Source organism: Bradyrhizobium sp. CCBAU 25338, from assembly GCF_028128965.1.
Lineage (GTDB): Bacteria > Pseudomonadota > Alphaproteobacteria > Rhizobiales > Xanthobacteraceae > Bradyrhizobium > Bradyrhizobium liaoningense.
In genome coordinates this window covers 121,874-136,850 of sequence record NZ_LFKY01000035.1, presented here as the reverse complement: position 1 = coordinate 136,850, position 14,977 = coordinate 121,874, and the positions used below count along the sequence as shown (strand labels likewise).

Annotated in this window: 14 protein-coding genes and 1 pseudogene; 4 read left to right on the top strand and 11 right to left on the bottom strand. The window is 66.6% G+C overall.

Going from position 1 to position 14,977, the window contains the following annotated elements; all coding sequences use genetic code 11:
* Positions 1-185: 185 nt before the first annotated feature.
* A pseudogene (locus tag ACM42_RS15850) lies at positions 186-827 on the bottom strand (magnesium chelatase domain-containing protein); the annotation flags it as partial.
* Between the two features lie 229 nt (positions 828-1,056).
* On the opposite strand from ACM42_RS15850, the gene ACM42_RS15845 reads away from it, so the two are divergent.
* Together ACM42_RS15845 and ACM42_RS15840 are read left to right on the top strand one after the other, a co-directional pair.
* Positions 1,057-1,302 (top strand): PilZ domain-containing protein, encoded by a 246-nt coding sequence (locus ACM42_RS15845; protein WP_018644993.1) that lies wholly within the window; start codon positions 1,057-1,059, stop codon positions 1,300-1,302.
* 79 nt (positions 1,303-1,381) lie between these two features.
* Positions 1,382-2,152, top strand: a complete 771-nt coding sequence (locus tag ACM42_RS15840) for a tetratricopeptide repeat protein (protein WP_271528794.1) — start codon at positions 1,382-1,384, stop codon at positions 2,150-2,152.
* A gap of 80 nt (positions 2,153-2,232) precedes the next feature.
* Here ACM42_RS15840 and ACM42_RS15835 read toward each other — a convergent pair whose 3' ends face one another.
* The 7 genes from ACM42_RS15835 to rsmI all read right to left on the bottom strand — a co-directional run bounded on the left by ACM42_RS15835 (position 2,233) and on the right by rsmI (position 9,447).
* Positions 2,233-3,522 (bottom strand): AAA family ATPase, encoded by a 1,290-nt coding sequence (locus ACM42_RS15835; protein WP_271528793.1) that lies wholly within the window; start codon positions 3,520-3,522, stop codon positions 2,233-2,235.
* On the bottom strand, positions 3,519-4,253 hold the full coding sequence (locus ACM42_RS15830) for a CpaD family pilus assembly protein (RefSeq protein ID WP_271528792.1): 735 nt from the start codon (positions 4,251-4,253) through the stop codon (positions 3,519-3,521). The genes ACM42_RS15835 and ACM42_RS15830 overlap by 4 nt, the downstream gene beginning before the upstream one ends.
* A 56-nt stretch (positions 4,254-4,309) precedes the next feature.
* The gene (locus ACM42_RS15825; RefSeq protein WP_271528791.1) at positions 4,310-5,827 is read right to left on the bottom strand and encodes a type II and III secretion system protein family protein; all 1,518 of its coding nucleotides are present in this window, start codon (positions 5,825-5,827) and stop codon (positions 4,310-4,312) included.
* Positions 5,828-5,837: 10 nt separating this feature from the next.
* Positions 5,838-6,656 (bottom strand): Flp pilus assembly protein CpaB, encoded by an 819-nt coding sequence (cpaB, locus tag ACM42_RS15820; protein WP_271528790.1) that lies wholly within the window; start codon positions 6,654-6,656, stop codon positions 5,838-5,840.
* A 497-nt stretch (positions 6,657-7,153) separates the two neighbouring features.
* Positions 7,154-8,098 (bottom strand): glutathione synthase, encoded by a 945-nt coding sequence (gshB, locus tag ACM42_RS15815; RefSeq protein WP_271528789.1) that lies wholly within the window; start codon positions 8,096-8,098, stop codon positions 7,154-7,156.
* 10 nt (positions 8,099-8,108) lie between these two features.
* Positions 8,109-8,510 (bottom strand): YraN family protein, encoded by a 402-nt coding sequence (locus tag ACM42_RS15810; RefSeq protein ID WP_028178952.1) that lies wholly within the window; start codon positions 8,508-8,510, stop codon positions 8,109-8,111.
* On the bottom strand, positions 8,497-9,447 hold the full coding sequence (gene rsmI, locus ACM42_RS15805) for a 16S rRNA (cytidine(1402)-2'-O)-methyltransferase (protein ID WP_271528788.1): 951 nt from the start codon (positions 9,445-9,447) through the stop codon (positions 8,497-8,499). The genes ACM42_RS15810 and rsmI overlap by 14 nt, the downstream gene beginning before the upstream one ends.
* A gap of 349 nt (positions 9,448-9,796) precedes the next feature.
* On the opposite strand from rsmI, the gene ACM42_RS15800 reads away from it, so the two are divergent.
* On the top strand, positions 9,797-11,029 hold the full coding sequence (locus ACM42_RS15800; protein WP_271528787.1) for a penicillin-binding protein activator: 1,233 nt from the start codon (positions 9,797-9,799) through the stop codon (positions 11,027-11,029).
* A gap of 114 nt (positions 11,030-11,143) precedes the next feature.
* On the opposite strand, the gene hemW is transcribed toward ACM42_RS15800, so the two are convergent.
* From hemW to rph, 3 genes are read right to left on the bottom strand one after another with little or no spacing between them, the layout of a single operon-like run.
* A complete protein-coding gene (hemW, locus tag ACM42_RS15795; RefSeq protein ID WP_271528978.1) occupies positions 11,144-12,328 on the bottom strand; it encodes a radical SAM family heme chaperone HemW in 1,185 nt (394 codons plus the stop codon).
* A gap of 16 nt (positions 12,329-12,344) precedes the next feature.
* Positions 12,345-12,980, bottom strand: coding sequence for an RdgB/HAM1 family non-canonical purine NTP pyrophosphatase (rdgB, locus tag ACM42_RS15790; RefSeq protein WP_271528786.1), 636 nt, complete (start codon positions 12,978-12,980; stop codon positions 12,345-12,347).
* A 10-nt stretch (positions 12,981-12,990) separates the two neighbouring features.
* A complete protein-coding gene (rph, locus tag ACM42_RS15785) occupies positions 12,991-13,704 on the bottom strand; it encodes a ribonuclease PH (RefSeq protein ID WP_271528785.1) in 714 nt (237 codons plus the stop codon).
* Positions 13,705-13,872: 168 nt separating this feature from the next.
* Here rph and hrcA point away from each other — a divergent pair, with 168 nt between their 5' ends.
* Entirely contained in the window at positions 13,873-14,961 is a 1,089-nt protein-coding gene (gene hrcA, locus ACM42_RS15780; protein WP_271528784.1) for a heat-inducible transcriptional repressor HrcA, read from the top strand.
* Positions 14,962-14,977: the final 16 nt, after the last annotated feature.

Genomic DNA, 14,977 nt, shown 5'->3' with positions numbered 1-14,977 from the left:
AGCAGACATTTACTGAGGTTCAGGTCCGGGTCCGTGTGAAGCCACAACCTTCAGTAAAAGGGCGACCTCTTCTCCCATACGGGACATTTACTGAGGTCGAAGTTCCAACCAAACGCCCTTGTAGAAATTGACCACCATATCAAGATATGGCGTCCAATTAATCCAAAATCAAAAGGACATCACTTAAGCAGGTGATGCCCGCCGGCGGCTGCGATCTCCAGTGCGCGCTTGGCGCTTTCCTGGCCCTTGATGTCGCGCAGGTCGAGCGTCGAGGCGGCGGCCTCGTGCACCTTCGGCGAGGGTCGCGACAGCACCTGCGTGCCCTTGAAATGGTTGGCGATCTGGATCAGCGAGTGTGCGGCGATGATCTGGATGTCCGGGCTCGCCCAGGCTGCTTCGGAGCCGCAGGCCGCCGGGCAGATCAAGCCTTCCTCGCGCGCATTGGCGCCGATCGCGGCGGGAAGAACGCCGGCCACCGGGGCGATCGAGCCGTCGAGGCCGAGCTCGCCGAGAACGGTGAAGCCGGTCAGCGCATCCGGCGGGATCGCGCCGATCGCCGCCATCAGCCCGAGCGCGATCGGCAGGTCGTAATGGCTGCCTTCCTTGGGCAGGTCGGCCGGTGCCAGATTGACGATGATCCGCCGCGCCGGCAGCGCCAGCCCCGAGGCGATCAACGCCGAGCGCACCCGCTCGCGCGCCTCCGACACCGCCTTGTCCGGAAGACCGACGATGGCGAAGGCCGGCAGGCCAGGGGCGACCTGCACCTGCACGTCGACCGCGCGGGCCTCGATCCCCTCAAAGGCGACGGTAGAAACCCGCTGAACCATGCTCGAACCAGCCTGCCCCTTTCGCGCAATTACGGGTAGCAGAGCGCGGCCGCCTGCGCAAGAACAATACGGGAACATCTCCCGGCGCCCGCGCAAGCCCTAACCGGGTGTAAACGCGACGCGGAGACTACGTCTCGAATGCTCCCTTCTGTCCTCAGCACATTCCAACGAATGTCCATTACTCCTGAGGCTGCGGGATGGGCCGTGATCTAACAAATGAAGTAGCAAGATGCTTGCAAATCGCCGGAGAAGCGAACGTCGGGTGTGCAGCCGGCTCGCCAAGATTCATTTTGGCGCGGGCTCGCTGCCGCGGGACTGCACGATCACGGATATTTCGGACGGGGGTGTGAAAGTGGTGGCGGAATTCCTGGAAGTGCCGCCGCAATTCACCATCATCTTCGCGCCTGACTATTCCCGCCAGTGCCGCCTGCGCTGGCGCATCGGCTGCGAGTTCGGCGCCGAGTTCGTCGATTAGGCCGCAAGGGCGGCCCTCCTTAACGGGACTTTAGCGTTAATGGGTCAGCATCTCTGATCAGTTGCCGAGTGATCAGAGTATGTCCAAGCGTTCGTCCCTCGCCGCACCGGCGAGATTCCTGCTTCCCGCGCTCCTGGTGCTCGGCCTCGGTGGCTGCCAGACAGCCGGCATCGACGATGTCACCGGCGCGCTCGGCGCCAAGTCGGAACCGGTCGGCAGGGCCGACACCAAGTCCGACATGGACGCGCTTCGCGAGCGCTATCGCGCCAGGCCCGGCGATCCCGGTGTCGCGCTCGCCTACGGCAAGGCGCTGCGCGAGTCCGGTCAGCGCGCGCAAGCCGTCGCGGTGCTGGAGCAGGCCGTGCTCGGCCATCCCAGCAACAAGGCGCTGCTCGCCGGCTATGGCCGCGCGCTTGCCGACAACGGCAATTTCCAGCAGGCCTTCGACGTCCTCAGCCGTGCGCATGCGCCGGAAGATCCGGACTGGCGTATCCTGTCGGCGCAGGGCGCGGCGCTCGATCAGCTCGGCCGCAACGAGGAGGCGCAGCAATATTACGCCGCGGCGTTGAAGATCGTGCCGAACGAGCCGACCGTGCTGTCCAATCTCGGCCTGTCCTACATGCTGCAAAACAATCTGCCGAAGGCCGAACAGGTGCTCGGCCGCGCTTATCAGCGCAATCAGAATGATGCACGGGTCCGCGCCAATCTCGCGCTCGTGCTGGGATTGCAAGGCCGCGAGGCCGAGGCCGAAATCCTCGTGAAGGCCGATCTGCCGCCCGATCAGGCGGCGGAAAAGGTCACGGCGCTGCGGCAGCTGCTGGCGAGGAAGCAGCAGCGGGCGGACAAGTAGCCCGCTCTTTCCAGCTTCTTGTTTTGCCGCGTTTTCGTGACGCGACGCGGTATCCACTGCGCTCGAAAACGCATCTGCCGCTACGACGCCTTGCGATGCGGGGCTGATCCGCGCCCCGACCTGCCCTTCAGCTTTTTCAGGAGCGGCTCGAGCAGCGAGCGCTTCGGCTTCTTCACCTCGCCGCGGCCGGCGAGGCGGTTCGCCATGTTCTGGAACAGAAGCGTGGTGCGGTGGGTCTTGGAGACCTCCGCGATCATCTGGCCGTTATTGGCCGCGGTCGAGAACAGTTTCGAATCGAACGGGATCACCGCGATCGGCTGGCTCTCCATGGTCTTGGCAAACGCCTTGACCTCGATCTCCGCGCGCTTGTGCATGCCGACCTGGTTGAGGCAGTACAGCGGCGGGCGATCATTGGGGCGTGCCGCCTTCAGCACGGTCAGCATGTTCTTGGTGTTGCGCAGGTTCGCGAGATCGGGCTCGGCCACGATCACGATGTCGTCGGCATTCACCAGCGCGCGCCGCGTCCAGCCGGACCATTGATGGGGAACGTCGAGCACGATGCAGGGGGTGGTCATGCGCAGCGTGTCGAACACCGCATCGAAGGCTTCGGCACCGAAATCATAGACGCGGTCGAGCGCAGCCGGCGCCGCCAGCAGGCTGAGGCGATCGGTGCATTTGGCGAGCAGGCGCTCCATCAGCGCCGTGTCCGGCCGGTCCTGCGACAGCACCGCATTGGCGATGCCCTGCACCGGATCCTGGTTGTAGTCGAGGCCCGCCGTGCCGAAGGCGAGGTCGAGATCGATCACGACCGAATCGAGCGCGAGGTCTCGGGCGATGGTCCAGGCTACATTGTGCGCGACGGTGGACGCGCCGACGCCGCCCTTGGCGCCGACCACAGCGATGACGCGGCCGGTGATGATGGCCTCGGAAGCCGAGAACAGGCTGCAGATCGAGCGAACGACGTCGAGCGTCTCGACCGGGCCGACCACGTAGTCGTTGACGCCGCGGCGCACCAGCTCGCGATAGGGCGCGGTGTCGTTGGGATTGCCGATCACGACCACGCGGGTGCCGGGATCGCAGACGCCGGCGAGGTCGTCCAGGCCCTCGAGGATGTCGCGCGTGCCGTCGGACTCGATGACGATCACATTGGGCGTCGGCATCGATTCATAGACCTCGATCGCCGCCGCTAGGCCGCCGTCCTTGACGGTGAGGTGGGCCTTGGCGAGCCGGCGATCCTCGCCCGCCGCGGACACCGCCTTGAGCGTCTGCTCGGTCTCGCAAAAAGCCTGCACCGAAATACGAGGAACCGGTGCAATGTGTTCCTCGGGGTGCCGTGGATCGTCCGATTCGTCGTCGTCGAAGCTTGTCATCTGCCGGTGTCGCTGAGTTTGGCCTTGTCGGATTCGGGTGAGGGCGTCGCGGTCGGCGTGCCCTTGCGGTAACGGTCGAAGGCGATGTTGCGCCGTGCGGTATAGGCGGGCGTCTCGGCGCGCGGCTGCTCGAGATCGGCCGGGTTGTCGATCATGGCCGCGAGATTGCGCTGGCTGGCGCAGCCCAGATTGAAGTAGGGCCGGTTCTCGTTGTAGCCGGGATCGAGGATGGAGGGGCCGACGTCTTCCGGCCACAGCCCGCAGGGGCCGGCGACGGCCGCGATCTTCGAATAGCTCAGGCGGATGGTGGGCAGCAGCCCGGGATCCTCGGGGCGGTAGGGATGCTGGACGATGGCACGCGACGGCACGCCGCCGGACGCGAGCACGGACCGGATTTCCTGATAGGTCGCAGCAGCCGCGCGCGAATTCGTCGTGTCGGTGGGCACGTCGACGACGACGGAGCCGGTGCCTTCGCGCACCCAGTCCCGCGCGATGCCCACGACGTCCGAATGCTGTGCGGCCGAGAGGCCGCCTCTCGCCTTACCGACGAAGATCACGATCGAGCGCTTGCCCTCCTGCACCGCGATCGGGTGACGCTGGCGATAATCGGTCGGCACCGTCTGGGTGACGATCTCGCCGGTGGTGTTGCAGGCGCCCAGCATGACGGAGATCCCCGCCAGTGCCAGCACCACGCCCAGATTGCGACGTCGATCGGCTGTCGTCTTCGTCATCGCCTCATCCCCTCCTGCCCCAATTCCTGCCCCGGTCCCCAGGCCGCGCGTTCGTCTCAGTCGATGATGAAGCCGAAATCACCAGGCGCGCCGTTGATCGGATCGACCCGGCGCGCGATGCCATAGAGGCGGTTCATGCGGCCGAGCAGCGCCGTCTGCGCGTCCGAGGCCGGCGCGAAGCCGTCGTCGGGCCGCGACAATTCCTTCTGGGCGACCGCACGCACCACATAGGGCGTCACGATCACCATCAGCTCGGTCTCGTTGTTGACGAAGTCCCGGCTGCGGAACAGTGCGCCGATGATCGGCACCTGGTCGACGCCGGGCAGGCCGTTGATCGCCTGCTTGGTCTGCTGCTGGATCAGGCCGGCCATGGCCATCGAACCGCCCGAAGGGATTTCCAGCGTCGTCTCGGCGCGGCGGGTCTGGATCGAGGGAATGGTGATCGAGTTGTTCGTTGTCGCAGAGACCGCCTGCGTCAACGTGATCGAGTTCGTGTTCGACAGCTCCGAGACCTCGGTCATCACGCGCAGGCTGATGCGACCCTCGCTGAGCACGACCGGGGTGAAGTTCAGGGAGATGCCGAACTTCTTATAGGTGACCTGGGTGGCACAGGAGCGGGTAACCGGATCGCAGGTGTAGCCTGCGGGGATCGGGAACTCGCCGCCGGCAACGAACGTGGCGGATTCGCCGGAGATCGCGGTCAGGCTCGGCTCGGCCAGCGTTCGCATGACACCGGCACTTTCCATCGCCCGCATCGTGGCGCTGACGGTGGCGACTCCGTTGGAGAGGCCGGCGACGCCGAGCCCGTTGCTGCCGACGATCGGCCCGCCCGAGACCGGGAACGGGTTTGAATTGTTGAAATTCACCACGGCCGTGCCGGCGTTCAGGCTGGCGCTGAGATCGACGCCCAGCTGCTTGACGATGTCGCGGCGGACTTCGCCGACCACGACCTTGAGCATCACCTGGTCGCGGCCGCGTACGACGATGTTGTTGACGACCTTGTCCGGGCCGCCGACGAGTTTTGCGGCGACGTCGCCGGCCTGCTGGGCCTCGACCGGGCTCGACACCGAGCCGGTCAGCATCACGCTGTCGCCGACGCCTTCGATCTGCACGCCCGGCAAGGACTGGCGCAGCGCCGTGCGCATGCCGTTGAGATCGCGCTTCACGGCGATGTCGTAGGAAGCGACCTGCTGGCCGTCGGCGCTGAAGAACACGACGTTGGTCTGGCCGACCTGGCCGCCGATGATGTAGGCGCGCTGCGCCGAGCGGACCACCGCGTTGGCGATCTTGGGGTCGGCCACGAGCACGTCCTTGACCTCGCGCGGCAGGTCGATGACGACGGACTTGCCGACGCCGAGCGACAGGAATCGCGTCCTCGCCGGCGCCACCGTCGAGACCGGTGACACGCCGAGGTCCGGCGCTTGCATCGGCGCCTGGTCGCCAACAGGCGCATCCGCAGCGCTGACGACGTCAGAGGCCGCGAGCAGCCCCAGCATCAACATCGTCCCCGCCAGGAACGAGCGCGCGCGCTTCCCCCGAATGCGCAGGCTCGTCCGATCACCCCGGTAACTCATGCTATCCCCATCACTTCTGTGACGTCAGTTGTCGTGCCTGCACGCCGAAACGGATCACGTTCACGCCGCCCTGGCGCTTGACCGCCTGGTCCTCGGGCGTGCCGTCGACTGCGTTGGCATCGACGATGCTGCGCAGCGCGAGTGTCAGCGTGCCGCCCTGGCGTGCGGCCGAGAGCGTTGCGACCTGGTCGGGCCGGAGCTCGAGCGTGACGGTCTTGCCGATCACGGCGTTCTGGCCGTCCTTTTCCTTCGGCGCCTGGTCGATCGCGAGCACCCGGATGTTGATGAGAATGACCTCGGACAGGATGAGGTCGTTGCCGCCGGTCGGACCATCGTTGTTGCCGTCGGGATTCTTCAGGCGGCGGGTCAGGATGATGTCGACGCGGTCATTCGGAAGGATGAAGCCGCCGGCGCCCGTTTCGGCCGAAATCTCGGTGGAGACGGCGCGCATCCCGGACGGCAGGATCGCGGCCATGAAGCCGGAGCCTTCGGCCCTGACCAGCTTCTGCTCGCGGATCGGCTCGCCCTGCATCAACGGCACGCGTGCGATCGAGCCGGCGATCTGGGTCTGCGCGTCGGGCCTGCCGTCGCGGCGGATGAAGGCGCTGCTCGCAGTCGCGGCCGGCCAGGCCTGCCATTGCAGATCATCGGGCTTTACGGCCTGGCCGAGCTGGATATCGTTCTTCGCGACGAGCACCTCGACCGTCGGCAGCTTCTCGGCGACGGGAAGGACAGGCGCGGGGTTGTTGTCGAAGCCGCTCGCCAGATACGCAGCGACGCCGCCGGCGCCCAGTGCGATGACGAGAACGACAATGCGTGCGGTGTTCATGCGCCTCTACTCTTACGCGGGGCACTCGAACTGCACTTTGCGTGTTCCCCCGCGTCGATGAGTAGGGAGCAAAAGTATAAGGGGTGTTGCGAGGCCGAATGCGATGGCCGGCCGCGATGCTGGTTTTGGGCGGATGGTGAACGTGGCGTTATTCGATCGGCCAGCGGCTCCGTAGTTTCACGCAGTGCGTCCCCTGCGTTCGAACGAACGCGGGCGGCTTCATGGTGAATGGGTGGTTAGCGACGAGGATGGCGACGGCCTACCGGGATGCCAATGAGATCGCAGGGGCGCGCCACAGAATCGCTGTCGTCCCTGCAAACGCAGGGACCCATACCGCGTGATCGCTCGGTTGCGAAAAATAGAAGTACCAACGAGGAGTCTTCGCCAAACCACGCCCTGTAGCTACGGGTCCCGGATCGGCGCTCCGCTTCGCTGCGCTTGTCCGGGACGACGGCGGGGAGAGGTTGCAGGCCCCCCAACGCAATCATTGCAAAGCGCTACTTCTTCCGCTTCCGCTCGATCACGTCCCAGATCCTCGCCGCGACGTCGGGGCCGCCGAGCCGCGAGATGGCGCGGATGCCGGTCGGCGAGGTGACGTTGATCTCGGTGAGGTTGCCGTTGATGACGTCGATGCCGACGAACAGGAGGCCGCGCTCGCGCAGCGCCGGACCGACGGTGGCGCAGATCTCGCGCTCGCGCGGGGTGAGCTCGGTCTCCTGGGCCGCGCCGCCGCGCACCATGTTGGAGCGGAGGTCGTCGGCGGCCGGCACGCGGTTCACCGCGCCGGCGAACTCGCCGTCGACCAGGATGATGCGCTTGTCGCCGTGCTTCACCTCGGGGATGAATTGCTGGATCACCCAGGGCTCCCTGAACGTCACCGAGAACATGTCGAACAGCGAGCCAAAATTCATGTCCTGCGGCATCACGCGGAACACCGCCGCGCCGCCATGTCCGTGCAGCGGCTTCATGACGACGGCGCCGTACTTGTCGCGAAACGAGTTGATCTCATCGAGGTCGCGCGAGATCAGCGTCGGCGGCATCAGCTGCGGAAAATTCATCACGAACAGCTTCTCCGGCGCGTTGCGCACGGAGGCGGGATCGTTGACGACCAGCGTCTTCGGATGGATGCGCTCCAGGAAATGTGTCGAGGTGATGTAGGCGAGGTCGAACGGCGGGTCCTGGCGGAGCAGCACCACGTCAAAGCCGTTCAGCGCTTCGCGCCTGGGCTCGCCCAAGGTGAAGTGGTCGCCGGGCTCGTCGCGCACGGTCAGGAGCTGAACCGGCGCGACCAGCTCTCCACCGACCATCGAGAGCTTGTCGGGCGTGTAATAGGACAGGCCATGGCCGCGCTTCTGCGCTTCCAGAAGCAGCGCAAAGGTGGAATCGCCCTTGATGTTGATGCGGGCGATGGGATCCATCTGGACGGCGACATTGAGTTTCATGATCTGCCTTTCAGGTCGAGGCGTCGAATGCCGCCAACACATGGCGCGGAAGCGAGCGCGGCGCAATCAGCATGGCGTCGAATCGCAATTCGAATTCGGCATGCTCGGGATGCGCTACGAGCCAGCCTTGCGCGGCGTCGATGATGCGCTGCTGCTGGCGCGGCGTCACCGCGAAAGCGGCATCGTCCAGGCTCGCCCGCGCCTTGACCTCCACGAAAGCGATCAGGTTGCGGCGGCGCGCCACGATGTCGATCTCGCCATGCGGGGTGCGGTAGCGCTTGGCGAGGATGCGGTAGCCCTTGGCCATCAGATAGGCCGCGGCGCGGCTCTCCGCGGAAATGCCGGTGCGGAACGCGGCGACGCGCTCGGGCGAGGCAACCTTCGGTTCCCTGGGGATCTCAGTCTTCGCCATCGCCGCCCCGAAGATCCTTTGCGAGCGCGAGCGCGCGGGCATAGACCTCGCGGCGCGGCCGGCCCGACAGTGCGACCGCATGCGCCACGGCATCCTTGACGCTGTTTGCGGCAAGCTGCTCGCGCAAGAGCCCGTCCAGCGCTTCCGATGCCAGCACGTCGGCGTCCGCTGCGGGCGGGCCGATCACCAGAACGAACTCGCCGCGCGTCTCGGGCGCATCGGCTTGCCGCGCGAGCTCGGCGAGCGGCGCACGCCTGACCTCCTCGTGCAACTTCGTCAGCTCGCGGCAGACCGCGGCCTCGCGTTCGCCCATGATCTCGGCGAGATCGTCCAAGGTGGCCTGCATCCGGTTGCCCGACTCGAACATCACCAGCGTCGCGTCGATGCGCGCAAGCTCGGCCAGGCGTGCGCGGCGGGCCGCGGATTTCGCCGGCAGGAAACCCTCGAAGAAGAAGCGGTCGGTCGGCAGCGCGGCGACGGACAGAGCTGCCAGCACCGAGGACGGGCCGGGCAGCGCGTGCACCGGATGGCCGGCGGCGCAGACCTCGCGCACCAGCTTGAAGCCGGGATCGGAGATCAGCGGCGTACCGGCGTCCGACACCAGCGCGACCGAGCCGCCTTGCGCCAGCGCCTCCAGAATCTTTGGACGCGCCGCTTCCGCATTGTGCTCGTGATAGGGCTTGAGCTGCGCCGCAATCGCATAGCGTTCGGTCAGGCGGCGCGTGATGCGGGTGTCCTCGCAGGCGATGACGTCGACGCCGGCGAGCGTCTGAAGCGCCCGCAGGGTGATGTCGCCGAGATTGCCGATGGGTGTCGCGACCAGATAGAGGCCCGGCGCAGCCTTCGGCGCCGCGAGCCGATGGGCGTCGATGGAGAAACCGCGCGAGGCGGCGTCTTGAGCTTCAGGCGTATTTATCGGGGCCGGCTTTGCGCGCATAATGAAGCCAACTTAGGCACGATCCGCAGGGCTGGGAACCGGGTGGTCGAAAAAGTTCGCCCAAGATCGTGCCCAGGTGAGGGGGCGAGGAACGGACGGGAATGTGATCGGCCAGGATCACGTCGAGAGGGAATGAGGGCCATCGCGCCATATTCACGACGGAAACGCCGCCTTGATGCTGAATGAGCGACGGCGAACGGCTGCCGGGACGGGAGGGCGGTCGCGTTAAGCGGCTGTTATCCTTTTGTTTTGGTTAACCGTTTGCCGACAATATGCCTGAATCCGCGGCCTGTGTCGCGGAAGGAATGTCGTGACCGGCCGGCGACGGCGGGTCAGAAGAGAAGCTGCCATGGTGGGCCCGCGTCATCCAAAGTCTCTCGCTCCGGGATCCCGATCGTCGGGGGCCACCCGGCGCACTGCGCTCGGACTGTTGCTCGGTGCGCCCGTGCTGTCGGCCTGCGCCGGCGTGCAGCAAAGTCTCAGCCAGTTCTCCAACCCGTTCTCGAGCTCCGCGCCGCCGGCCCAGCCGGCAGGTCCCCCGCAACAGGCGACGACCGCCGGCACCGGCGGCGTGAAGGTCGGTCTGATCCTGCCGCTTTCGGCCGCCGGCAATGCCGGCCTTGCCGCGCAATCCATGCGCAACGCCGCCGAGATGGCGCTGGCCGAGTTCCAGAATCCGAACATCCAGCTCCTGATCAAGGACGACAATGGCAGCCCGCAAGGCGCACAAACCGGCGCGCAGCAGGCGGTCGACGAAGGCGCCGAGATCATCCTCGGGCCGCTGTTCGCGCAGTCGGTGCCGGCGGTGGCGCAGGTCGCGCGCACGCGCGGCATTTCCGTCATCGCCTTCTCGACCGATTCCAGCATCGCCGGACGCGGCGTCTATCTGCTCTCGTTCCTGCCGGAGTCGGACGTCAACCGCATCGTCGACTATTCCGCCAGCATCGGAAAGCGCTCCGTTGCCGTGCTGGTGCCCGACAACGCCTATGGCAATGTCGTCGAAGCGGCGGTGAAGGCGGCGGTGCCGCGGCGCGGCGGGCGCATCGTCGCCTTCGAGAAATACGGCGCCGATCGCGCCACGCCGGCTCGCACCGTGGCGCAGCAGCTCGGCAGCGCGGATGCGCTGTTCATTGCCGATGACGGCGATGCGGTGGTCTCAGTGGCGGATGCGATGACGGCCGCAGGCGCGAATCTGCGCAACATCCAGCTGCTCGGCACCGGCCTGTGGGACAATCCGCGCGTCTATGCCAGCGCCGCGCTGCAGGGCGGCCTCTACGCCGCGCCCGACCCGGCCGGCTTTCGCGCCTTCTCCGGCCGCTATCGCACCAAATATGGCGGCGAGCCGGTGCGCACGGCGACATTGGCCTACGACGCGGTCGCCCTCGTCGCCGCGCTGGCGCGCACGCAAGGTCCCACGCGCTTCTCGCCGGACGTGCTCACCAACCCTTCGGGCTTCGCCGGCATCGACGGCCTGTTCCGCTTCCGCGCAGACGGCACCAACGAGCGCGGGCTCGCGGTGATGAAGGTGACGCAGGGTGGCGGCGTTGCGGTCGCAGGCTCGCCGAAGAGTTTTGGGGCGTAGCTCAGGACGACGTGCCGTAGGGTGGGCAAAGCGAAGCGTGCCCACGCATTTTTGCGATCGAGAGAGATGGTGGGCACGACGCAAGTGCGCCTTTGCCCACCCTACAAGATCTCGCTACGCCGCCAGATCCGCGACCACCGCATCCAGCACCGGAAATCCGCTGCTGGTTACGCGCAGCCGTCCGGTCGCATCGACCGTGATCGCGCCTTCCTCGCGCAGCAGCGCGATGCGGCGGGGGTCGAGCGGGCGGCCGGAGAGGGCGGTGTAGCGCTCGGGGTCGATGCCCTCGGCAAGGCGCAATCCCATCAGCAGGAATTCGTCGGCGCGCTCCTCGCTGTTGAGGCGCTCGTCGGTGACGACGCCGTGGCCGTTGGTCTCGACGCGCAGCAGCCAGGCCTCGGGACGCTTCTCGGTGGCGGTGGCGTGGCGCACGCCGTCGATGTCGAGGCGGCCGTGCGCGCCGGGGCCGATGCCGGCATATTCCTCGCCGCGCCAGTACACCAGATTGTGCCGGCACTCGGCGCCGCGCCGGGCGTGATTGGAGATCTCGTAGGCGGGCAGACCCAGCTTGTCGCAGGTCTCCTGCGTGACGTCGTAGAGCGCGCGCGCGACCGCTTCGTCCGGCGTCTTCAATTTGCCGGCCTGGTGCAGGCCGAAGAACGGCGTGCCTTCCTCGATCGTCAATTGATAGAGCGACAGATGCTCGGCCGCTTCATCGATCGCAAGACGCAGTTCGTCGGCCCACATCGCCGGCGTCTGGTCGGGACGGGCGTAGATCAGGTCGAACGAATAGCGGTCGAACGAGCGGCGTGCGATGGCGACGGCATCGAGCGCCTCGCGCGCGCTGTGCATGCGGCCGAGCGCCTTCAGCGAGGCGTCGTCGAGCGCCTGCACGCCGAGCGAGACGCGGTTGACGCCGGCGGTACGATAGCCGGCGAAGCGCGTGGCCTCGACGCTGGTCGGGTTCGCTTCCAGCGTGACTTCGACGTCGCCTGCGACGGTCCAGTGCTTGCCGATCGCATCGAGCACGGCGCCAACCGTTGCGGGCTGCATCAAAGACGGCGTGCCGCCACCGAGGAAGATCGAGGTGACCTCACGCCCGGGCGCGCGCTCGGCGGTCGCAGCGATCTCGCGAGCAAAGGCCGCAGCGAAGCGCGCCTCGTCGATTGCGGCGTGGCGAACGTGGCTGTTGAAGTCGCAATAGGGACATTTCGACAGGCAGAACGGCCAGTGCACGTAGACGCCAAAGGCTTCGGATTCTTGTTTTGACGCGTTTTCCCGGCGCGAACCGGTGTCCACTTCGCTCGAAAACGCTCTAGCGCGGCTCAAGGCAGATCTCCGCCAGTTTCACGAAGGCGCGGGCGCGGTGCGACAGGCCGAGGCCAAGCGGCGGCAGGCCGTGCTTCTCGATGCTCTCCATCTCGCCGAAGGTGCGGTTGTGGCCGTCGGGCAGGAACATCGGGTCGTAGCCGAAGCCGGCATTCCCGCGCGGCGGCCAGACCAGCGTGCCGTCGACGCGCGCCTCGACCTGTTCGAGATGATCGTCGGGCCAGGCGACGCAGAGCGCCGAGACGAAGTGCGCTTTGCGCTTGTCCGGCGTGGAGGCGCCGCGCTCCTGCAACAGGCGCTCGATCTGCGCCATCGCCGCGTTGAAATCCTTGGAGGGGCCGGCCCAGCGCGCGCTGTAGATGCCTGGCGCGCCGTCGAGCGCGTCGACGACGATGCCGGAATCGTCGGCGAAGGCGGGTAGCCTTGCTGCTTGCGCCGCCGCGATCGCCTTGATGGCGGCGTTGCTGCGGAAATCGGTGCCGGTCTCGTCCGGCTCGGATAGGCCGAGCTCTCCTGCCGACACCGCCTCGATGCCGTACGGCGCAAGCAGCTCCCGCATCTCGGCGAGCTTGCCGGGATTATGGGTGGCGATGACGAGCCTGTCCGTGATTCGGCGGTGCATGGCCTATTGACTACGCCACAGCCAGTTTCTGCAAGTCCACCAGACGCGCGACGCCCTTGCGGGCCAGCGCCATCAGCGCCAGGAGCTCGGCTTCGGTGAACGGCTCGCGTTCCGCGGTGCCCTGCACCTCGATGATGCGGCCATCGCCGGTCATGACGAAATTGGCATCGGTCTCGGCCTCGGAATCCTCGGCGTAGTCGAGATCGAGCACCGGCGTGCCGTTGTAGATGCCGCAGGAGATCGCGGCGACGTTGTCGCGCAGCACGTTGGCCTTGACCATGTTGCGCGCCTTCATCCAGTTGACGCAATCGGCGAGCGCGACCCAGGCCCCCGTGATCGAGGCCGTGCGCGTGCCGCCGTCGGCCTGAAGCACGTCGCAATCGACCGTGATCTGGCGCTCGCCGAGCGCTTCGAGATTGATGATGGTGCGGAGCGAGCGGCCGATCAGGCGCTGGATCTCGACGGTGCGGCCGCTCTGCTTGCCGGCGGAGGCTTCGCGGCGGGTCCGTTCCGAGGTCGCGCGCGGCAGCATGCCGTATTCGGCGGTGACCCAGCCGCGGCCCTGGCCCTTCAGCCACGGCGGCAGGCGGTCCTCCAGCGTGGCGGTGACCAGCACGTGGGTGTCGCCGAATTTCACCAGGCAGGAACCTTCCGCATACTTCACCACGCCGCGCTCCAGCGTCACGGGGCGCAATTCGTCGGGCTCACGGCGGCTTGGCCGCATGGGAAATCCTCCAAAACTCACGGGAAAAGGCTGCTCGCGGTGCTTGTAGGTGCGGCGGGGATGGGCGGCAAGGCTTTTTCACCCCCTGATTTCGCGGCCGCAAACGCCACGCTTGTCAGAAGGGTCTGGGATAGACAAATTACGAGTATCTGAGAGGAGTTACCGTCTGTGGCCCATCACGATCCGATCCATCTGATCGCGCCGCGCGCAGGCCTCGCCCAGCTCAACGAGCGTTCCCGCGATATTTTTCGTCAAATTGTCGAAAGCTATCTCGCGACCGGCGAGCCTGTCGGCTCGCGCAACATTTCCCGCCTGATCGCCATGCCGCTGTCGCCGGCGTCGGTCCGTAACGTCATGTCCGATCTGGAACAGCTCGGCCTGATCTATGCCCCGCACACCTCGGCCGGCCGGTTGCCGACGGAACTCGGCCTGCGCTTCTTCGTCGATGCCCTGATGCAGGTCGGCGACCTCAATGAGGCCGAGCGGCAGTCGATCCAGAGCCAGCTCTCCTCGGTCGGCGAGGCGCAGTCGGTCGAGGCGGCGCTGGACCAGGCCTTGATGCGGCTCTCCGGCCTGACCCGGGCTGCCGCCGTGGTGTTGACGCCAAAATCCAATGCGCGGCTGAAGCACATCGAATTCGTCCGCCTGGAACCGGAGAAAGCGTTGGTCATCCTCGTCGGCGAGGACGGCCAGGTGGAAAACCGCGTGCTGGCGCTGCCGCCCGGGGTTCCCTCCTCTGCGCTCACCGAAGCCGGCAATTTCCTCAATGCGCGGATTCGCGGCCGCACGCTGGCCGAGGCGCGGCTCGAGCTCGAGACGGCACTTGGAGAGGCCCGTGCCGAGCTCGATCAGCTGACGCAGAAGGTGATCTCGGCCGGCATCGCCAGCTGGTCCGGCGGCGAAAACGAGGATCGCCAGCTGATCGTCCGCGGCCATGCCAATCTGCTTGAAGATCTGCATGCGCTGGAGGATCTGGAACGCGTTCGCCTGTTGTTCGACGATCTCGAGACCAAGCGCGGCGTGATCGACCTGCTCGGCCGCGCCGAGACCGCCGAGGGCGTGCGCATCTTCATCGGCAGCGAGAACAAGCTGTTCTCCCTGTCGGGGTCCTCCACCATCATCTCGCCCTATCGGGATGCCGCCGGCCACATCGTCGGCGTTCTCGGGGTGATCGGGCCGACGCGGCTGAATTATGCCCGCGTGATCACGACGGTGGACTACGCCGCCCGCATCGTCAGCCGCCTTCTGGGGGGCTGACCGGCGTTTCCGCCGA